The following is a 19,069-nucleotide window of genomic DNA, read 5'->3' as shown; positions in this document are numbered from 1 at the left end:
GGGAAGAAGGCGCTACGGTGAACGGAACCCGAGGCAAGGGAGAAGTCTTGTTCCCCGACTCATCCAGCGCGCAATCCCGGTCGGTCAGCGTGGACGACACCGGTGTGCGCCGCCAGCTCGCCGATGGCAGCGAGGAGTCCATCACCTGGTCGGAGCTGACCGCCGTGGTGGTGAGAGTCATCCCGGAAGGCCCGTGGAAGGAAGACGTCTTCCTGATGCTGGCCGCGGCCGACGGAACGGGCACCGCGGTGCCGAGCGGCGACCCTGCGGCGAACGCGCTCATCGAGCGGCTGCAGACCCTGCCTGGTTTCGACCACGACAAGTTCGTGGAGGCCATGACCACCGATGCCGACGAGGCCTACGTGGTCTGGAAGGCCGACAACCAGCCCGCGCAGTAGGCAGCCCCTGCGACTGCAGTGAAGGCCACCTTCACTGCGTTGAACGCAGTGAAGGTGGCCTTCACTGCAGCCAGGGCGCTCAGGGGCGATCGGCAGCCCGCCTGACAAACGCTCCCCAAGGCCACCTTTGTTGCGCTCAACGCAACAAAGGTGGCCTTGGGGGCAGTTGGTTCAGCCTCGCCACTGGGCGAGCACGGTGACCGTGCCAGGGGCGATCTCGGTGAAGCCCGCGTCCCGCACGGCGATCACCTCACGGTCGCGCCAGGCGGCCGCGGGATCGCGGGGGTACAGCTCCGTCCACTCCGCCTCGGTCGCCGTGCGTACCGCGCAGCGGTACTCCCGCTCCTGCCAGTGCGCGAGTTCCTCCTTGCCCAGCAGGGAAGCCAGCAGCATCGTGCCGTGGCCGACCTGTGCGGCGGCTTTGCCGACGGTCATCGTGATGCCGGGGTTCAGCAACAGCAGCGGCAGGTCCGCGGGCGGCTCGCCCGGCTCGTCGGCAGGCAGGTCGCTGCCGGAGATCTGCAGCCGCGCGACCTCCTTCGGCACGTCCGCGACCCGGCCGGGCAGCAACGCGCGCGCCTGCGCACCGTCCACTGTCACTGTCACGCCGGGCAGTTCCTGCACGGCCTGCCAGTGCGCACCTCGCGCCCTCCTGGCGACCTTGCGGATGTGCCCGCCGACCCACGCGCTCACGGCCTCGTGCCACGCCCCGCCCTCGGCGGCGCGCTCGTCGAGGCACACGGCCAGCGCGGCGGTCGCCGCGGCCTCCAGCATCGGTGTACGGGCGGGTGGTTCGGCGCGTTCCATGCGCAGCACCACGGGCATCGCCCGCACTTCGCCGGGGGCGGCTTCCGGCTCGGAGGTCTGCTCCGCGGGAAGGCCGAGCCACGACGCGTAGCGCGCGGCGAGTGGTTCGAGGATCGACGTCACGGCCGGACGAGCGGAAGGCCGTCGGCGGCGTCGGCCGCCTCCACCTCCGCACGGGTCACGCCGAGCATGAACAGCACGGCGTCGAGGTAGGGGTACGACAGCGCGGCGTCGGCCACCTCGCGCAGTGCGGGCTTGGCGTTGAACGCGATGCCCATGCCCGCGGCCGACAGCATGTCGATGTCGTTGGCGCCGTCGCCGACCGCGACGCACTGTCCGACCGGGATCCCGTAGCCGGAGGCGAACTTGCGCAGCGCCACGGCCTTGCCGGCGCGGTCGATGATGTCGCCGGTGACCCGCCCCGTGAGCTTGCCGTCCACGACCTCCAGCTCGTTGGCCGCGGCGAAGTCGAGCCCGAGGTCCTCGACGAGCCGGTCGATGATGCGCGTGAACCCACCGGACACGACACCGCATCGGAAGCCCAGCCGCTTGAGTGTCCGCACAGTTGTGCGCGCACCCGGCGTCAGCTCGATCGCGTCGGCCACCTCGTCGAGCACGGACTCGGGCAACCCTTCGAGCAGGGCCACCCGGCGTTCGAGCGACTCGGTGAAGTTCAGCTCCCCGCGCATCGCGGCCTCGGTGATCTCCCGCACCTGCGGCTCGACGCCCACGTACGCCGCGAGCATCTCGATCACCTCACCCTGGATGAGGGTGGAGTCCACGTCGAACACGACGAGCCGCTTCGCGCGGCGCGACAGCCCGGCGCGCTCGATGGAGACGTCCAGACCGCCGCGCGAGCCCACGTCCGCGAGCATCGAACGCAGTTCCGCGTCGGCCTCGGGAGTGTCCTGCACGACCGAGGCGTGGACTTCGAGGCCCGTCACCGGATAGTCGGCGATGCTGCGGATGGTGTCGATGTTGGCGCCCACCGCCGCGAGCCTGCCCGCGACCTCCGTGAACGCCCGCGCCGTCACCGGGCGGCCGAGCAGCACCAGGACGTGGGTCGAACCCTGCCGCCCCGGTGCGAACGGGTCGGTGCCGATCGCCGAGCCGATGCGGACCTCGACGTTCATCGACACCGTGGCCATGGCCTGCTCGACGGCCTCCTGCAGCCCCTCCGGGTCGCTGTCGACCCCGACGAGCACGCCCAGCACGAGCTGACCCCTGATCACCACCTGCTCGATGTCGAGCACCTCGACACCGTGCCGCGTCAACGCGGCGAACAGGACCGAGGAGACGCCAGGCTTGTCCGGCCCCGTCGCGGTGATCAGGACAGGGGTCGCGCTCACTGTTCGCTCGCGTTGTCCTTGTCGTGCCGTCCCGGGACAGCGGCCTCGGTGAGGACCTCCGACGGCGCGTCCTTCGCCTCCGGGTGCGGCAGCGCCTTACCCGTGAAGGTGATGTGGCCCTCGTTGTGCATCCGCTCGATCATGTGCGGGTAGTGCAGCTCGAACGCCGGGCGCTCGGACCGGATCCGGGGCAGCTCGGTGAAGTTGTGCCTCGGCGGCGGGCAGCTGGTCGCCCACTCGAGCGAGTTGCCGTAGCCCCACGGGTCGTCCACGGTGACGACCTCGCCGTAGCGGTAGCTCTTGAAGACGTTCCAGATGAACGGCAGCGTCGAGGCACCGAGGATGTAGGCGCCGATCGTGGAGATCGTGTTGAGCGTGGTGAAGCCGTCGGTCACCAGGTAGTCGGCGTAGCGGCGCGGCATGCCCTCGGCACCCAGCCAGTGCTGGACGAGGAACGTCGCGTGGAAGCCGATGAACGTGGTCCAGAAGTGGAGCTTGCCGAGCGGCTCGTCCATCATCCGGCCGGTGATCTTCGGGAACCAGAAGTAGATGCCGGCGAACGTGGCGAACACGATCGTGCCGTAGAGCACATAGTGGAAGTGCGCGACCACGAAGTAGCTGTCCGACACGTGGAAGTCGATGGCGGGCGCGGCGAGCAGGATGCCGGTCAGACCACCGAAGAGGAACGTGACGATGAAGCCGACCGAGAACAGCATCGGCGTCTCGAAGGACAGCTGCCCCTTCCACATCGTGCCGATCCAGTTGAAGAACTTCACACCGGTCGGGACCGCGATGAGGAACGTCATGAAGGCGAAGAAGGGCAGCAGCACCGCGCCGGTGGCGTACATGTGGTGCGCCCACACCGCCACGGACAGCGCCGCGATGCCGAGGGTCGCCCAGACCAGGCCCTTGTAGCCGAAGATCGGCTTGCGGCTGAACACCGGGAAGATCTCGGACACGATGCCGAAGAACGGCAGCGCGACGATGTACACCTCGGGATGGCCGAAGAACCAGAACAGGTGCTGCCAGAGGATCACGCCGCCGTTGGCGGGGTCGAACACGTGGGCGCCGATGTGCCGGTCGGCCAGCAGGCCCATGAGCGCGGCCGTGAGGATCGGGAACGCCAGCAGGATCAGGATGCTCGTGACCAGGATGTTCCAGGTGAAGATCGGCATCCGGTACATCGTCATGCCGGGCGCACGCAGGCACACGATCGTCGTGATCATGTTGACGGCACCGAGGATGGTGCCGAGACCGGACACGATCAGCCCGGAGATCCAGAGATCGGCCCCCGCTCCCGGTGAGTGGATCGCGTCGGAGAGCGGCGTGTAGGCGAACCAGCCGAAGTCGGCCGCCCCACCCGGCGTGAGGAAGCCGGAGATCACGATGATCCCGCCGAAGAGGTACAGCCAGTACGAGAACGCGTTCAGCCTCGGGAACGCCACGTCGGGCGAGCCGATCTGCAGCGGCAGCACGAAGTTGGCGAAGCCGAAGAGGATCGGGGTCGCGTACAGCAGCAGCATCACCGTGCCGTGCATGGTGAACAGCTGGTTGTACTGCTCCTGCGACAGGAACTGCTGCCCCGGCCTGGCGAGCTCGGTGCGGATCAGCATCGCCATCGCGCCGCCCACCATGAAGAAGGCGAACGACGTGACCAGGTACATGATGCCGATCTGCTTGTGGTCCGTCGTGCGGAACAACCGCAGCAGGTACGAACCCTTCGCCGACTCGTGCGCCGGGTATGGACGCGTCGCGATCGGCTTGGGGGCTACGGCCGTCACTCCTGCCTCCTGCTCTCGAACCCCGTGATCCTTGCTCCTCAGCCATGGGCGGGGGACCCACGTTGGCTAGGGGGATCGTAGCCCGGAGCGATTCGGGGCCTGCCAGCCGCCTGCAAAGATCGGCCCGTGCGGGATCCATACGTCACCCGGGCTGTGGCCGCCGCCGTCGAGACGGCCCGCGGGCTCGGCCTGCCCTCGGTGGCTCCCGTCGTGCTCGCTGATCGCTCGAATGTGCTGGTGAGGCTGGGTCACGTGGTCGCGAGGGTGCCCGCGACGACCCTGCTGACCCGGCCCGGCGTCGCCGGCTGGCTCGCGCGGGACGTGCGGCTGGCCACGTTCCTCTCCGGGCTCGGCGCACCGGTCGTCCCGCCGAGCACGGACCCTCCGCCCGGCCCTCACCTGGGCAAAGGCCTGCCTCTCACCTTCTGGCGTTACGTCCGTCACGATCCCGCGCGCAGCCCGGCTCCGGCGGAGGTCGCGACGTCGCTCGCGCAGGTCCACGAGGCCCTGCGCGGCTACCCCGGCGAGCTGCCCTCGGACGGCCCCGTCGCCGAGCTGCACCGCATGCTCGGCCTGCTCGCGGGCGATCTCGGCGACGCGCTGCACGCGCTGCGCGCCCGTGCCGGCGAGGTCGCCGGGTCGGTCGCCCGCGCGACAGGGCCCGTGCAGCCGCTGCACGGCGACGCTCACCCCGGCAACCTGCTCCTCACCGACGAGGGCCCACTCTGGACCGACTTCGAGGACACCTGGCGTGGTCCGCTGGCGTGGGACCTCGCGGTGCTGGCGCGGACGTCACTGCTCGACGGCGCCGCCGCGCTCGCCGCCTACCCTGGCCGCCCTGACCCGGCGGAGCTGGCGCCGTTCGCCGAGCTGCGGCGGCTGTTCGGGGTGTGCTGGCGGTTCGTGGTGGCGCGCCGCTTCCCGGACCGGCTCGGCGAGGCCCGCGAGGCGCTGGCCGCCTACCTGGCCTGACCGGGCAGCCAGTCCAGGATGGCCGTGGCGACGCCCTCGGGGGCTTCCAGCGGCGTCAGGTGCCCAGCGCCGGGCAGGACGACGAGCGTGCCGTCCGGCGCGGTCTCTGCCATCTCCCTGGCCGCCTCGGGTGGGGTCACCGTGTCGTGCTCACCGACCACGACGAGCGTGGGCACGCGCGCCTCGCGCAGTGCCTCGGTGGAGTCCGGGCGCGCGGCCATCGCCCGCTGCGCCCACGCCACGCCCCCGGGCGGCTGCGACTCGATGAGCTCGCGCACGGTGGCGACGACCCCGGGCCGGGACGAACGGGTCTCCTCGGAGAGGAGGATGGGCAGCATGGCCTCGGCGAGCCAGACGGCCGTGCCCTCGGTCTCGGCGCGTTCGGCGGCGGTCAGCCGGTTGGCTCTCGCCTCGTCGGTGTCGGCGGTCGCCTTGGTGTCGACGAGCACGAGCCCGCCGACCCGCTCCGGCGCGGCGCGCAGCACGGCGAGCGTCACGTAGCCGCCCATCGAGCAGCCCCCCAGCACCACCCGCTCCAGCTCCAGCTTGTCGAGCAGCGCGAGCACGTCGCGGGCGGCGTCGTCGAGGCTGGGCTCCCGGTCCGGGTCCGGCAGTGGCGTCCGGCCGAGTCCTCGCTGGTCGGGCGTGATCACGCGGGTCCTCGCGGCCAGGGGTTCGCGGACGGCGTTCCACATCCGGGCGTCGACGGGATAGGCGTGCAGGAGCACGAGCGGGAGATCTGCCATCCCCGGATTCTGTCGGAGGTGGCGGCTAGCGTCAGCGCATGGCTCCCGAGCTGGGCGAGATCCGGACGGAGCGGCTCGTGCTTCGCCGCTTCCGTGAGGCCGACCTGCCCTCGGTCGTCGAGATCCAGTCCGACCCGGCGACGCATCCGCACGACGCGTTCCCCGCCACCACCGAGCACGCCCGCGCGCTGGTGGCGGTGTGGCAGCGGCACTGGGCCGAGCACGGGTTCGGCTACGTCGCGGTGGTGGAGGCGGGGTCCGGTCGCGTCATCGGGGTCGGCGGGGTGCAGGCCAAGGACCTCGAGGGCGAGCCGGTGCTGAACCTGTACTACCGGTTCCGGCCGGAGGCGTGGGGCAGGGGGTACGCGTCGGAGATGGCGAACGCGGTGGTCGGCTGGGCGAGCCGGGCGGTGCCGGAGCGGCCCGTCGTGATCGTCACCAACGTCGGCAACGTGCCCGCGCAGCGGATCGCCCACAAGCTCGGGTTCGCCGAGTACAAGGAGGACTACTACGAGGGGGTGGCTGCCAAGTTCTACCGCAGCCGGCCGTGAGGGCCGGACAATCGCATATCGACGGGTGTGCTCGAAGCCTGGGGACGGGGTCAGCGCATGCGGGTCGGCCTGCGCCGCCGGCGCGCCTGCCAGCACGCGCGGTGCCAGTGCCGCCGGTCGGCGACCGAGCCGGTCTCGTCGGCGGGCCAGGCCACGACGTGGGGAACACCCGGCCGGATCTCGTGGTCGCAGCCGGGGCACCGGTAGACCTTGGTCGCCTGCGAGCCGGGCACGGTGCGCACGAGCCAGTCGCCGTCGTCCGCCGACTCAGCCTGCGCCCAGCCGGTGGAGGCGCCGAGTGTGCGCGCGTCTCGCCGCTGGCGGTTCCGTCGGGGCATGACCGCCACGGTATCGGGTGCGCGGCGGGTGTCACCGGGCCGGAGGAAGGCCGGCCGGGTGGACGGTGGCGGGCGTGTCCTGCTCCGGGTTGTGCTTCACCCGAAGGCGAGCGCCAGCGGCACGAGTTGCTCCGCGCTGGTGAACGAGCCGTGCTGGCCGACGAGCGCCGATTCGAGGGGTTCGGCCGTGCGGCGCAGCAGGCCCGAGCTGCCCCTGGCGGCGGCGACCACGTCGCCGATGCGGGGGCGCACGTGGTCGGCCACGCGCGGGCCGAACCAGCCCTGCTCGATCGCCTCCTCGCGCTCGATGACCCACGCCCGGTCGCCGAGCAGCTCGCGCCAGGTGGCGAGCACGTCGGCCGTGGCGCCGTTGCGCGTGTGCACGTGGCGGGCCCGCACCTCGCCCGCCAGCGCGCGGACGCCGTCGCCCAGTGCCGGTACCGCGTCGAGGTCGAGCACCGTGTCGTCGAGCCGCACCATGCCGTGGTCGGCGACGACGGCGAGCACCGACCCGGGCGGCAGGCCATCCACAATGGACTCGACGAGGCGGTCGACCTGCGCCAGCTGCATCCGCCAGGCGGGAGAGCCGGGGCCGTACAGGTGGCCGAGCATGTCGAGCTCGCTGTGGTAGGCGTAGCAGAACGCACGCGCGGGTCGCAGCGCGTCGAGTGTCGCGGCCGCCAGGTCGCCGAGCGCGTACACGCCGACGTACCGGCCGCCGCGCAGCACGGCCTTCGTCAGCGCCGTGTCGGCGAACTTCGCCGACGACACCACGCTGGTGGCGACCCCCTCGGCCGCCGCGCGGTCGAACGTCGTCGGCATCGGCTGCACCTGCTCGGCGGACAGCTCCCCGCTCAGGTCACCGCCCTCGGGGTGGCGGCACCAGCGCAGCGCGTTGAGCACCCCGACGCCCGGCACCTCGAAGGTGTACCCGGCCATGCCGTGCTCGCCGGAGGCGACGCCGGTGCCGATCGCGGCGAGCCCGGCGACGGTGGTGGCCGGGTAGCCGACGCGCAGCGGGGTACGCCGCAGTTCGGTGAGCACGGGCGCGTCCCCGGCGTGGGCGTCGAGCAGTTCCCAGCCGAGGCCGTCGATCAGCAGCACGCACGCGCGCGAGACCGGCGGCAGGTCCAGTGAGCCCGCGCACCCTCGCACGCCGAGCGCGGCGAGCAGCGACGGCGTGACCCGGCTCAGGTGAGGGGTGTCGTGTTCGATGACCGGAAGCTCCACCGGGACAGCTTCCCACCGCGGGCGCGCGCGGCGATAATCGTTCGCATGCCGACCTACGCCTACCGCTGCCGCGAGTGCACGTCGACCTTCGAGCTGAACCGGCCGATGAGCGAGTCCAGCGCACCGGCGAGCTGCCCCGAGGGGCACGACGACACGGTCAAGCTGCTCACCACGGTGGCGCTGACCGGTTCGGCGAGCGCGCCCGTGCCCGCAGGCGGGGGCGGCTGCTGTGGCGGGGCCTGCGGCTGCGGCTGAGCGAGGCGCTCAGGTGTAGTCCCGGAACCCCTTGCCGGTCTTGCGGCCGAGCCTGCCCGCGGTCACCAGGTGCTCCAGCAGCGGTGCCGGGGCGAAGCCGGCCTCCCGGAACTCGTTGTACAGGGTGCGCTGGATGGCCAGCGACACGTCCAGCCCCACCACGTCGAGCAGTTCGAACGGCCCCATCGGCACGCCGCAGCCGACCTTCATCGCGGTGTCGATGTCGTCGGCCTCGGCGTAGTGGGCCTCCAGCATCCGCACCGCGTCGTTGAGGTACGGGAAGAGCAGCGCGTTCACGATGAAGCCCGCGCGGTCGCCGCAGTGCACGGGGTGCTTGCCGAGGTCGGCGCACACGGCGTGGGCCGTGGCCACCACGTCGGGCGCGGTCGCGATCGTGCTCACCACCTCGACGAGCCTCATCACCGGTGCCGGGTTGAAGAAGTGCAGGCCGACGACGTCGCGCTGCCGTGAGGTGGCGGCCGCGCAGGCCACCACCGGCAGTGACGACGTGGTGGTGGCGAGCACCGCGCCGGGCCTGGCCACCTCGTCCAGCGCCGCGAACACCGCCTGCTTGACCGACAGCTCCTCCGCGACGGCCTCGACCACCAGGTCGGCGCGCGCCAGTTCCGCGAACTCCACGGCGGGCGTGATCCGCGCGAGCGCGGCCTCGGCGTCGCCCTCGGTGAGCCTGCCCTTGACCACGGCCTTGTCGAGTGACTTGCGCACGCGACCGATCGACACCTGCGCCTTCTCGTGGCTTCGCGCCCGCAGCACGACGTCGTACCCGCGTTTGGCGAACACCTCGACGATGCCGGTGGCCATCGTGCCCGTGCCGATCACGGCGACCGTCCGCACCGGCCGCACCGCCGCGGAGTCCACTGTGGAGGATGCGGGGGTCGCGCCGTCGTGGACGACCGTGGGCGAGTCGGGCTTGTCGTAGGTGTAGAAGCCGCGCCCGGTCTTCCTGCCGAGCAGCCCCGCGGTGATCATCTGCTTGAGCAGTGGGGCCGGCGCGTGCAGCCGGTTGCGCGACTGGTGGTACATCGTGTCGAGGATCTCGTAGGCCGTGTCGAGGCCGATCAGGTCGAGCAGCGCGAGCGGGCCCATCGGGTAGCCGCAGCCGTACCGCATCGCCGCGTCGAGGTCCTCGCGCGTGGCGTAGCGCTGCTCGTACATCTCGACGGCGTGGTTGAGGTAGCCGAAGAGCAGTGCGTTGGCGATGAACCCGGCACGGTCACCGATCACCACGGGCGTCTTGCCGAGCCGGTGCGCGAACGCGACCACGTCGGCCACCACGTCCGGCTCGGTGACCACCGTGCGCACCACCTCGATGAGCTTGAGCACCGGCGCCGGGTTGAAGAAATGCATCCCGACGACCTTTCCGGGCCGCGAGGTGTGCACGCCGATCTCGGTGACCGACAGCGAGGAGGTGTTGGACGCGAGGATCGTGCGGGGGCCGGTGATCTTGTCCAGCTGGGCGAACACGTCGGCCTTCAGCTCCAGGCTCTCCGGGATCGCCTCGATCACCAGGTCCGCCTCGGCCAGGTCGGTCAGGGACGTGGTGCAGCGGACGCGGTCCAGCAGCTCGCCGCGGCCCTGCTCGTCGAGCTTGCCCCGCGCGAGCGCACGTGCGGTGGAGTGCTCGAGGTGGCCGCGGCCCCTGGCGAGGCTCACGTCGTCGAGCTCGACGGCGACGACCGACAGGCCACTTCTGGCCAGTACCTCCGCGATGCCCGAGCCCATCGTGCCGAGGCCGACGACTCCCACGGTCGAGAACTCACGTGCCACGGCCGCCTCCACGAGGGTTACCGATGGGTAAGAGTTTCCGATGGTCCCACGTCTCCCGCGGGGAAGCAGTACCGAATCGAATCAGGCCGGGCTCCGCACCCCGGGGCTGCCGTTACTCGTCGAAGTTCCGTTCGGCGAGCGCCTCGATCCGCCGGATGGCCTCACCCGCCTGGGGGCCGGTGGCACTGACGTCGATCGTGTCGTCCTTGCGCGCCGACAGCGACATGAGCGCGAGCACGCTGTGCCCGTCCGCCTCGTCGTCGCCGAGCCGGATACGCACGTCGGCGTCGAGCCCGGCGATGCTGCGCACCAGGAGCGCCGCGGGCCTCGCGTGCAGGCCGACCTCGTTGCGCAGGGTCAGGCGTGTGCTCTGCGCGGCGCCCGCTTCGGGGGCGAGCCCCGTGTCGGCGGCGGGCGGTGCCCCCGCCGAGGCGGCGGCCTCGGCGACCGCGGCGCGATCGGCGCCGCCCTGGGCGGCGACCGAGGCCGCCACGGCACCCTCCACGAGCGGGGCGTCGACGACCACGGCCGAACCGGGATCGGCCAGGGTCTCCACGGCCAGCTCGGCGGTCATCTGCGCGCTGCCGAGGTCGTAGAGCAGCACCACCCCGGCACCGGCGTCCGCGCGCTGCACGGCGGCGACCACGGAGTCGAAGTCGGTGCCGACACCGCCGCCGGGCAGGCCGCCGGCGGCCAGCACCGTCACGTCGGGCGCCATCTGCGCCGCCAGCTCCACCACGCCCTCGGCCAGCCGCTCGCTGTGCGAGACGATCACGAGACCGACCCTCATCGCACCGCCTCGGCGAAGGCCCGCAGCAGCAGCGCCGTCGAGCGCGCACCGGGGTCGAGGTGCCCGATGCTGCGCTCACCGAGGTAGGACGCCCTGCCCTTGCGCGCGACGAGTGGCACCGTGGACCGCGCGCCCTGGTCGGCGGCGTCGGCCGCGGCCGCCAGCAACCCGGCGATCCCGTTGTTCTCGCCGGCCTCCGCCGCCGCGGCGGCGGGGCTCAGCGCGTCGACCATCGTGGCGTCGCCGACGTCGGCCTTGCCCCGCGCGACCACCCCGGCGAGCGCGGCCTGCAGCGCGGCGACCACGGAGGCGGCGTCCAGTTCGGACTTGTCGCCCAGCGTCGTCGCCGCGCGCAGGAAAGCCGTGCCGTACAACGGGCCCGCGGCACCGCCGACCTTGGAGATCAGCGTTGTCGCCGCGACCTTGAGCACGCCACCCGGCGTCTCCGGGACCGCCGTGTCCAACGTGGACACGATGGCCGTAAAGCCGCGGTTGAGGTTCTCGCCGTGGTCGGCGTCGCCGATCGGCCGGTCGAGGTCGGTCAGCTCCACCCTGTGCTCGGCGATCGTGGCGGCCCCGGCCCGCAACAGGGCCGCGACGTCAGCGGCACCGCAGCCCATCACATCCCCCACCGCAGCGCCGGCGTGTTGACCGGTGCGTCCCACAGCTCGGTGAGCTCGTCGTCCATTCGCAACAGTGTCACGCTGATCCCCTGCATCTCCAGGCTCGTGATGTACGGCCCCACCAGTCTGCGCGTCACCCTGATCCCGCGCTCGGCGAGCAGCCGCTCCGCGATGCCGTGGGCGAGGTAGAGCTCGATGAGCGGGGTCGCGCCCATCGAGTTGGTGAACAGCAGCACCTCGTCGCCGTCGCCGTAGGGCAGGTCCTCGGCCACGGCCGAGATCATGCGCTCCACCAGCGCGTCGGCGGGCTCGGCCTTGATGCGTTCCCGGCCCGGCTCACCGTGGATGCCGATGCCGAACTCGATCTCGTCGCCGGCGAGGTCGAAGCTCGGCTCACCGACGTGCGGCACGGTGGGCGCCGTGAGCGCGACGCCGATCGAGCGCACCTGGCCGATCACCTTGCGCGCCAACGCCTCCACGTCGTCGAGCCGGTCGCCGCGCTCGGCGGCGGCGCCGGTGAGCTTCTCCAGCAGCACCGTGCCGCCCACGCCGCGCCTACCCGCGGTGAACGTGGAGTCGGCCACGGCGACGTCGTCGTCGATCACGACGCTGCGCACGTCCAGCTCCTCCGCAGAGGCCAGCTCGGCAGCGGTCTCGAAGTTGAGCACGTCGCCGGTGTAGTTCTTGACGATCAGGAGCGCACCAGCCTCACCGGTGGTGGCCGAGATGGCGGCCTGCACCCCGTCCGGGGTCGGCGAGGTGAACACGGCGCCCGGCACCGCCGCGTGCAGCATCCCGTGTCCGACGAACCCGCCGTGCAGCGGCTCGTGCCCCGAACCGCCACCGGAGATGACCGCGACCTTGCCGCTCACGGGCGCGTCGGCACGCACGACGTGGTCGGGGTCGTAGCCGACGCGGAGCAGATCGGAATGCGCGGCGGCGAGCCCTCGCAGTGACTCGGTGACCACGGTCCCCGGATCGTTGATGATCTTTTTCATGCGTACCTCCCAGCCACGGCTATGTGCGGGTAGCAGGTTCAACCTACTTGCCGGGGGCAGGGTGACGCCAAGTGGCGAAAGACCCGGAAGATCTAAGCCTTGGGGAGTTTGGGGGCGACGCTCTTGGCGACCTCCAGCGCACGGGCGCAGGCGTCATCCTTGCTCGCCCCGTCGTTGTAGTCGTAGTAGTCCACGGTCGCGAGCTCGTTCGCGTCGTCTTCGCCGGGCAGGTGCACCCACTCGACACTGCACTCGGCCGTGTCGGTGCTGCCGGGCTCCTGGATGGCCTTCACCCCGCCGCCCAGGTCGACCTCGGTGCCGCCGTCGCTGGTGTCCGGGGGGTAGCCGGCGCGGAACCGGACGCTGATGGTGGGGTCGGTCCCGAAGGACAGGTCGCACGCGTGCAGGCCCATCGCCATCCGGCTCGGGCTGCCGCCGAGCACCTGCGCGAGCACGCCCTCGTCCGCGCTCGCGCACGGGTCGGCCTCCAGCAGCGAGCCGGCGGGCACGTCGTACTTCGCGGGCTCCGCCCGCAGCGCCCGCACCACCTGCTGCAGGGTCGTGTAGCCGACGTCGCACGGGTTGCCACCCTCGTAGCCGGTCTGCACCGTCACGCCGAGCGGCGGCTGCTGTGAGTAGATCGCGGTGCTGTAGCAGGTGGTGTCGTCGAGCTTGTTCTCCAGGAACGGCAGGCCCTCGATCGCCCCGGTCGGGTCGCTACCCATCGGCGAGCCGCCGAGGTCGACGCCCACCTCGATGGTCTTGCCGCCCGCGTCCTGCACGTCGACGCGGCACGAGCCCCATTCCGACTCGTACGGCTCGTCCGAGACGGTGCCCAGGTCGCCGATCACGTCGCCGGACAGCAGCGCGCAGGGGTCCACCGAGCGCAGCGCGGAGAGCCCGAACGCGGGGTCGGTGATCGGCCCCGAGGGGACCTCGCCCTGCCCGCTGCCCGCCTCGGCGGTGACCGTGGTGCGCTGGTAGTTGGAGCGGGAGAGGTCCTCGCCCGCACACCCGCTCACGAGTCCGAGAAGGACGATGCCGAGCACGAAAGCCGGACGCCGGGACACACGATTCAGCACGAGTGCACGTTAGCCGGACGCCACGCACTCCGTGCACGGAACCTGCGTTTCCCCGCGAGTCGTGCGCTCCCGCGCGCGAGTCGTGCATTCCCGACCGCGAGTCGTGCATTCCCGGGCACGAGTCGTGCGCTTTCGGGCGGCAACTCGCGGACCGGAACGAAGGCCCAGGCCCCGAACGCACAACTCGCGGTCCGGAGTGCACAACTCGCGGTCCTCAGCGCACGACTCGCGGTCCGGAGCGCACGACTCGCGGCCCTGAGTGCACGACTCGCGGAGTGGGGAGCCGATTCCTACTGCGCGCTCTCCTGCTGCGCTGCCTGCACGTCCTCGGGCACGCGGAGCGGGCGCAGCCAGGTCCAGAGCACGAACAGGGCGGCGAACACGAGCATCGCGAGGCCGGCCCACAGGTTGATGTTGACGTTCGCGGCCTTGGCGATGTCCTCGTCGGTGGTGAACCCGATGCCCAGCACGGTGAGCACCGCTCCGTAGACGCCGATGAGCAGCGCGATGATCAGCCGGATGTCGAAGACGCCCGCGCGGCGCGAGCGCGACTCGTGTGCCATGGTCCGCTCCTCCTAGAAGATGAAGTTCAGCACGATGGTGATCACCAGGGCGATCCCGGCGAGCAGGCCCGGGTTGCGGTACCAGCCCGCGTCCTCACCCGTCGTCGAGTGCCGCAGGTTCTCCTTGGGGGTCAGCGAGTAGACCAGGCCGACGAGCTGCGGCTCGGGCTTGGGCTGCGTCGCGTAGGTCACCACGACGCTCACCACGATGTCGACCACGAAGGCCGCGCCGGCGCCCACGAACGAGGCGCCCTGGCCGGGCAGGTCCCACACCCCCGTCTCGGCGAGCAGGAACACCATCACCGCCGCCGCGGTGCCGCTGACCAGGCCCGTCCAGCCCGCGGTGGGCGTCATCCGCTTCCAGAACATACCGAGGATGAACGTGGCGAACAGCGGCGCGTTGAAGAACGAGAACAGCTGCTGCAGGTAGTCCATCAGGTTGCTGTAGGTGGACGCGATGAACGCGGTGCCGATCGCGAGCACGGTCGCCGCGGCGGTCACCACCCGGCCGGTACGCAGGTAGTAGTCGTCCGGCCGGTCCTTCCTGAGGTACGCCTGCCAGATGTCGTAGGTGAACACCGTGTTGAACGAGCTGAGGTTCGCCGCCATGCCGGCCATGAACGACGCGAGCAGACCGGCGATCGCGATGCCGAGCATGCCGTTGGGCAGCAGGTCGCGCATGAGCAGTAGGAGCGCGTCGTTGAACGTCGCCCCGCTCGGCGCGGCGTCGCCGTTGAGCAGCGCTTCCTTGTTCTCGCCCGCCAGCTCGGTGACGGTGACGCCTGCGATCATGCCCGGGATGATCACGATGAAGGGGATGAAGATCTTCGGGAACGCGCCGATGATCGGGGTGCGCCGCGCGGCCGACATGCTCTTCGACGCCATCGCGCGCTGGACCTCGACGAAGTTGGTCGTCCAGTAGCCGAAGGAGAGCACGAAGCCGAGGCCGAAGACGAGGCCCAGCACGGAGAGGAAGTTGCTGCCGAATCCGGTGAGCTGGTTGCCGGGCCACGAGTCGAGCTGCTCGGCACCCCCGGCGCCGCCGCTGATCTTGTCGACGAGGCCCTCCCAGCCGCCCACCTTGTAGAGGCCGACGATCGTGAGCGGCAGCAGCGCGGCCACGATCACGAAGAACTGGAGCACCTCGTTGTAGATCGCGGCCGAGAGCCCGCCGAGCGCCGTGTACGACAGCACGATCACGGCTGCGAGGATGATCGACACCCAGATGGGCCAGCCCAGGAGCAGGTTGACCACACTCGCGAGCAGGAACAGGTTCGCCCCCGCGATGAGGATCTGCGCGAGCGCGAAGCTGATGCCGTTGACGAGGTGCGCGGGCTTACCGAAGCGGCGCAGCATGAACTCGGGAACGCTGCGCACCTTGGAGCCGTAGTAGAACGGCATCATCACGATGCCGAGGAAGAGCATGGCGGGCACCGCGCCGATCCAGAAGTAGTGCGCGGTGGGCATGCCGTACTGGGCGCCGTTGGCCGACATGCCCATGACCTCGATGGCACCGAGGTTGGCCGCGATGAACGCGAGCCCGGTCACCCACGCCGGAAGCGATCTGCCGGACAGGAAGAAGTCGAGGCTCGTCGACACCTGCCTTCGCGACAGGTAGCCGATTCCGAGGACCAGCAGGAAGTAGAAGGCCAGTAGTACGTAGTCGATCGCGTTCGCATCGAGCCGCAGATCCGCCTGGGCAAGGACGGTCACCAGCCCACCTCCGGAATCAACACCAGTCAACAACACCCATCAGGGATCAACCTGCGGGCGCACATTACCGCACGATTTCGCGCGGGTGAATCCCACACGGCAAATCGGCATGGGTTGGTGACTGAATGACGCCGGTCGCGGCGGTCAGAACAGACGGAACTCGTCGGACTCGATGCCCCGCAGCGCGTCGTAGTCGAGCGTGATGCAGCGGATGCCGCGGTCCTCGGCGAGCGTGCGGGCCTGCGGCTTGATCTGCTGCGCGGCGAACACGCCCTGCACGGGAGCCAGCAGCGGGTCCCGGTTGAGCAGCTCGAGGTAGCGGGTCAGCTGCTCGACGCCGTCGATCTCGCCGCGCCGCTTGATCTCGACGGCCACCGCGGCGCCACCCTCGTCACGGGCGAGGATGTCGACCGGACCGATCGCGGTCGGGTACTCACGGCGCACGAGCGAGTAGCCCTCGCCCAGCGTCGTGATGTGCTCGGCGAGCAGCTCCTGCAGGTGCGCCTCGACGCCGTCCTTGACCAGGCCGGGCTCCGCGCCGAGGTCGTGCTCCACCTCGTCGATCACGTTCTCGATCGTGATCACGAGCTTTTCGCCCGCCTTGTTCTCCACGATCCAGAGGTTGCCGTCCTCGATCAGCCAGCACGGCGGGCTCATCCAGTTCAGCGGCTTGTAGGCGCGGTCGTCGGAGTGCACCGAGACGGACCCGTCGGACTTGACGAGCAGCAGCCGCGTGGCCATGGGCAGGTGGGCGGTGAGCCGGCCGGCGTAGTCGACCTGGCAGCGAGCGATTACCAAGCGCACAGGGGTGAGATTAAGGGACTTGGCAGACTGGGGTGGTGGACCCCATACAACGCGTGTCGAGCCGCGAGGTGTACCGCAACGACTGGATGACCGTCCGCGAGGACGCCATTCGCAGGCCCGACGGCTCCGACGGCGTCTACGGCGTCGTCGACAAACCGCACTACGCCCTGATCGTCCCGCTCGACGGTGACCGCCTGCACCTGGTGGAGCAGTTCCGCTACCCGCTGGGGATGCGGCGATGGGAGTTCCCGCAGGGAACGGCGCCGGGCCGGGCCGACACGGACCCGCTGGAGCTGGCCGCGCGCGAGCTGCGGGAGGAGACGGGGCTCGAGGCCGGGTCGATGGCCGAGCTGGGCGTGCTCGACGTCGCGGCGGGGATGTCGAGCCAGCGGGGCACCGCCTACCTCGCGACGGACCTGCGCGCGGGCCCGCACGAGCGTGAGCACGAGGAGCAGGACATGCGCACGGCGTCCTTCTCCCGCGTGGACTTCGAGAAGATGGTCGCCAACGGCGACATCACCGACGCCCAGTCCCTCGCCGCCTACGCACTCCTGCTCCTCCACGAGCGCCGCTAACCGACCGCAGAGCGCCGCCGGCCACCCGCAGTGAAGGCCACCTTCACTGCGTTGAACGCAGGCATGGTGGCCTTCACTGCGGTTCGGAGGTGGCCTTGGGGAGCGATCAGTCGGGCCAGGAGGGTTTGCGCTTCTCGAGGAAGGCGGCCATGCCTTCGCGGGCGCCCGGCAGCTGGGACGCGCTCGCCATGACCTCGATCGCGATGGCGTAGGCGTCCTCCTCGGGGCGGTCGAGCTGGGCGTAGAGCGTCTGCTTGCCCATCGCCTTCGCCGCCCTGCTCCCCCGCGTCGCACGCCCGAGCAGCTCCGCGACGGCGTCGTCCAGTTCGGCATCGGGCACCACGCGGTTGACCAGGCCCCAGTCCAGCGCGGTCGCCGCGTCCACCACGTCGCCCGTGAGCGCCATTTCCATCAGCCGTTTGCGGCCCACCGAGCGCGCGACCGGCACCGCGGGGGTGTGGCAGAACCAGCCACCCTTGCCGCCCGGCAGCGCGAAGCCCGCCGACTCGGCCGCCACCGCGAGGTCGCACGAAGCCACGAGCTGGCAACCCGCCGCCGTGGCAAGGCCGTGCACGCGTGCGATCACCACCTGGGGCACCGCGTGCATGGTCCGCATCAGGTCCGTGCACACGCGCAGCAGCTCGCGCACGCCCATGAGGTCCCGCGCGGCCACGTCACCGAAGTCGTGGCCCGCGGAGAACACGGGCCCGGCACCGGCGAGCACGATGCCGGTCGCGTCGGACGCACCCGCCTCCTCGAACGCCGCCAGCAGCTCTCTGAGGTGATCCTCGGACAGGGAGTTGCGCCGGGACGCACGGTTCATCGTGATGGTGACCGTGTCGCCCTCTCGCTTGACCAGGAGATGCTCGTACTCGCCCATCCCCTGACCGTAACTCTGTTGGACCCCGTTCGTCAGGTCTCGTCGAGTACCGAGCGCAGGAAGCTCTTTGTGCGTTCGTGTTCGGGTTCGTTGAAGAGCTGTTCGGGCGAGGCGTCCTCGATGATCCTGCCCTCGTTGAACATCAGCACCCGGTGCGAGACGTCGCGCGCGAACTTCATCGCGTGGGTCACGAGCAGCATCGTCACGTCGGTGGTCTTCGCGATGTCCCGCAGGACGTCGAGCACCTCGGCCGCGATCTCCGGGTCGAGCGCCGAGGTGACCTCGTCCAGCAGCAGCACGTCCGGGTCGACGGCCAGCGCCCTCGCGATCGCCACGCGCTGCTGCTGCCCGCCGGAGAGCTGCGAGGGGTGCGCGTCGAGCTTGTCGCCGAGGCCCACCATCTCGAGCAGTTCCCTGCCCCTGGCCTCGGCCTCGTCCTTCGGCTTGCCGAGCACGTGGATCGGCGCCTCGGTGACGTTGCGCAGCACCTTCATGTTGGGGAACAGGTTGAAGTGCTGGAACACCATCGTGATCCGGCTGCGCACCTTGCGGATGTGCGCGTCGCTCGCCGGGACGAGCGCCTCGCCGCGCTTCTCGTGGTACAGGTAGTCGCCGTCGACGCCGATCGTGCCGCGGTCGGGCCGGGTCAGCGTCATCAGCATCCGCAGGATCGTGGTCTTGCCCGAGCCACTCGGCCCGATGAGCGTCACGCGCTCGCCCGCGCCGACCGAGAAGGACAGGTCGTCGAGCACCACGTTCTTGCCGAAGCTCTTGTGCACCCCGTCGAAGGTGATGAACTCACCGTTGGTGGTGGTCAAGGTCGTTC

At 70.8% G+C, this 19,069-nt stretch carries 21 protein-coding genes; 5 read left to right on the top strand and 16 right to left on the bottom strand.

The window, feature by feature from the left end:
• The first annotated feature begins 47 nt into the window (after positions 1–47).
• A complete protein-coding gene (locus tag BA062_RS17410; protein ID WP_110337909.1) occupies positions 48–398 on the top strand; it encodes a hypothetical protein in 351 nt (116 codons plus the stop codon).
• A gap of 171 nt (positions 399–569) precedes the next feature.
• Here the strand turns inward: BA062_RS17410 and BA062_RS17405 are convergent, their stop codons facing one another.
• Genes BA062_RS17405 through ctaD form a run of 3 tightly spaced genes read right to left on the bottom strand, consistent with a single transcriptional unit; the run spans position 570 to position 4,335 of the window.
• Positions 570–1,328, bottom strand: a complete 759-nt coding sequence (locus BA062_RS17405) for a peptidyl-tRNA hydrolase (protein ID WP_110337907.1) — start codon at positions 1,326–1,328, stop codon at positions 570–572.
• A complete protein-coding gene (gene serB, locus BA062_RS17400; protein ID WP_110337905.1) occupies positions 1,325–2,554 on the bottom strand; it encodes a phosphoserine phosphatase SerB in 1,230 nt (409 codons plus the stop codon). The genes BA062_RS17405 and serB overlap by 4 nt, the downstream gene beginning before the upstream one ends.
• On the bottom strand, positions 2,551–4,335 hold the full coding sequence (gene ctaD, locus BA062_RS17395) for an aa3-type cytochrome oxidase subunit I (RefSeq protein ID WP_110337903.1): 1,785 nt from the start codon (positions 4,333–4,335) through the stop codon (positions 2,551–2,553). The genes serB and ctaD overlap by 4 nt, the downstream gene beginning before the upstream one ends.
• Before the next feature lie 126 nt (positions 4,336–4,461).
• Here ctaD and BA062_RS17390 point away from each other — a divergent pair, with 126 nt between their 5' ends.
• On the top strand, positions 4,462–5,307 hold the full coding sequence (locus BA062_RS17390; RefSeq protein WP_110337901.1) for a phosphotransferase family protein: 846 nt from the start codon (positions 4,462–4,464) through the stop codon (positions 5,305–5,307).
• Here BA062_RS17390 and BA062_RS17385 read toward each other — a convergent pair.
• Positions 5,295–6,053: an alpha/beta fold hydrolase gene (locus BA062_RS17385; RefSeq protein WP_110337899.1), complete on the bottom strand. Its 759-nt coding sequence runs from the start codon at positions 6,051–6,053 to the stop codon at positions 5,295–5,297. The two genes, BA062_RS17390 and BA062_RS17385, sit on opposite strands and share 13 nt — an antisense overlap.
• Positions 6,054–6,091: 38 nt before the next feature.
• Between BA062_RS17385 and BA062_RS17380 the strand changes: the two genes are divergently transcribed.
• A complete protein-coding gene (locus BA062_RS17380; RefSeq protein ID WP_110337897.1) occupies positions 6,092–6,604 on the top strand; it encodes a GNAT family N-acetyltransferase in 513 nt (170 codons plus the stop codon).
• A gap of 50 nt (positions 6,605–6,654) precedes the next feature.
• On the opposite strand, the gene BA062_RS17375 is transcribed toward BA062_RS17380, so the two are convergent.
• Both BA062_RS17375 and BA062_RS17370 read right to left on the bottom strand, forming a co-directional pair.
• Positions 6,655–6,942 carry a hypothetical protein gene (locus BA062_RS17375; RefSeq protein WP_110337895.1) on the bottom strand — a complete coding sequence of 96 codons (288 nt, stop codon included), beginning with the start codon at positions 6,940–6,942 and terminating at the stop codon, positions 6,655–6,657.
• A gap of 96 nt (positions 6,943–7,038) precedes the next feature.
• On the bottom strand, positions 7,039–8,172 hold the full coding sequence (locus BA062_RS17370; protein WP_110337893.1) for an alkaline phosphatase family protein: 1,134 nt from the start codon (positions 8,170–8,172) through the stop codon (positions 7,039–7,041).
• Positions 8,173–8,217: 45 nt separating this feature from the next.
• On the opposite strand from BA062_RS17370, the gene BA062_RS17365 reads away from it, so the two are divergent.
• Positions 8,218–8,427: an FmdB family zinc ribbon protein gene (locus tag BA062_RS17365; RefSeq protein ID WP_110337891.1), complete on the top strand. Its 210-nt coding sequence runs from the start codon at positions 8,218–8,220 to the stop codon at positions 8,425–8,427.
• Between the two features lie 9 nt (positions 8,428–8,436).
• Here BA062_RS17365 and BA062_RS17360 read toward each other — a convergent pair whose 3' ends face one another.
• The 8 genes from BA062_RS17360 to nucS form a co-directional block, all read right to left on the bottom strand.
• Positions 8,437–10,215 (bottom strand): 3-hydroxyacyl-CoA dehydrogenase family protein, encoded by a 1,779-nt coding sequence (locus BA062_RS17360; RefSeq protein WP_110337889.1) that lies wholly within the window; start codon positions 10,213–10,215, stop codon positions 8,437–8,439.
• 112 nt (positions 10,216–10,327) lie between these two features.
• Complete coding sequence (dhaM, locus tag BA062_RS17355; protein ID WP_110337887.1) at positions 10,328–11,005, bottom strand: dihydroxyacetone kinase phosphoryl donor subunit DhaM; 678 nt, start codon at positions 11,003–11,005, stop codon at positions 10,328–10,330.
• Positions 11,002–11,625 carry a dihydroxyacetone kinase subunit DhaL gene (gene dhaL / locus BA062_RS17350; RefSeq protein ID WP_110337885.1) on the bottom strand — a complete coding sequence of 208 codons (624 nt, stop codon included), beginning with the start codon at positions 11,623–11,625 and terminating at the stop codon, positions 11,002–11,004. Before dhaL ends, dhaM begins: the two co-directional genes overlap by 4 nt.
• A complete protein-coding gene (gene dhaK / locus BA062_RS17345) occupies positions 11,625–12,626 on the bottom strand; it encodes a dihydroxyacetone kinase subunit DhaK (protein ID WP_110337883.1) in 1,002 nt (333 codons plus the stop codon). The genes dhaL and dhaK overlap by 1 nt, the downstream gene beginning before the upstream one ends.
• Before the next feature lie 92 nt (positions 12,627–12,718).
• A complete protein-coding gene (locus BA062_RS17340) occupies positions 12,719–13,708 on the bottom strand; it encodes a hypothetical protein (RefSeq protein WP_110337881.1) in 990 nt (329 codons plus the stop codon).
• Between the two features lie 290 nt (positions 13,709–13,998).
• Positions 13,999–14,271 carry a hypothetical protein gene (locus tag BA062_RS17335; RefSeq protein WP_110337879.1) on the bottom strand — a complete coding sequence of 91 codons (273 nt, stop codon included), beginning with the start codon at positions 14,269–14,271 and terminating at the stop codon, positions 13,999–14,001.
• A 12-nt stretch (positions 14,272–14,283) separates the two neighbouring features.
• Positions 14,284–15,984, bottom strand: a complete 1,701-nt coding sequence (locus tag BA062_RS17330) for a sodium:solute symporter family protein (RefSeq protein ID WP_110337877.1) — start codon at positions 15,982–15,984, stop codon at positions 14,284–14,286.
• Between the two features lie 144 nt (positions 15,985–16,128).
• Positions 16,129–16,788: an endonuclease NucS gene (nucS, locus tag BA062_RS17325; protein ID WP_110337875.1), complete on the bottom strand. Its 660-nt coding sequence runs from the start codon at positions 16,786–16,788 to the stop codon at positions 16,129–16,131.
• Positions 16,789–16,823: 35 nt separating this feature from the next.
• On the opposite strand from nucS, the gene BA062_RS17320 reads away from it, so the two are divergent.
• Positions 16,824–17,363, top strand: a complete 540-nt coding sequence (locus tag BA062_RS17320; RefSeq protein WP_110338334.1) for an NUDIX domain-containing protein — start codon at positions 16,824–16,826, stop codon at positions 17,361–17,363.
• Between the two features lie 106 nt (positions 17,364–17,469).
• Here BA062_RS17320 and BA062_RS17315 read toward each other — a convergent pair whose 3' ends face one another.
• Both BA062_RS17315 and ehuA read right to left on the bottom strand, forming a co-directional pair.
• A complete protein-coding gene (locus BA062_RS17315; protein ID WP_110337873.1) occupies positions 17,470–18,243 on the bottom strand; it encodes an enoyl-CoA hydratase-related protein in 774 nt (257 codons plus the stop codon).
• 32 nt (positions 18,244–18,275) lie between these two features.
• Complete coding sequence (gene ehuA / locus BA062_RS17310) at positions 18,276–19,061, bottom strand: ectoine/hydroxyectoine ABC transporter ATP-binding protein EhuA (RefSeq protein WP_110337871.1); 786 nt, start codon at positions 19,059–19,061, stop codon at positions 18,276–18,278.
• Positions 19,062–19,069 lie beyond the last annotated feature (8 nt).

Source organism: Prauserella flavalba, from assembly GCF_003202235.1.
Classification (GTDB): domain Bacteria; phylum Actinomycetota; class Actinomycetes; order Mycobacteriales; family Pseudonocardiaceae; genus Prauserella_A; species Prauserella_A flavalba.
This window is presented reverse-complemented; position numbering and strand designations above follow the sequence as displayed.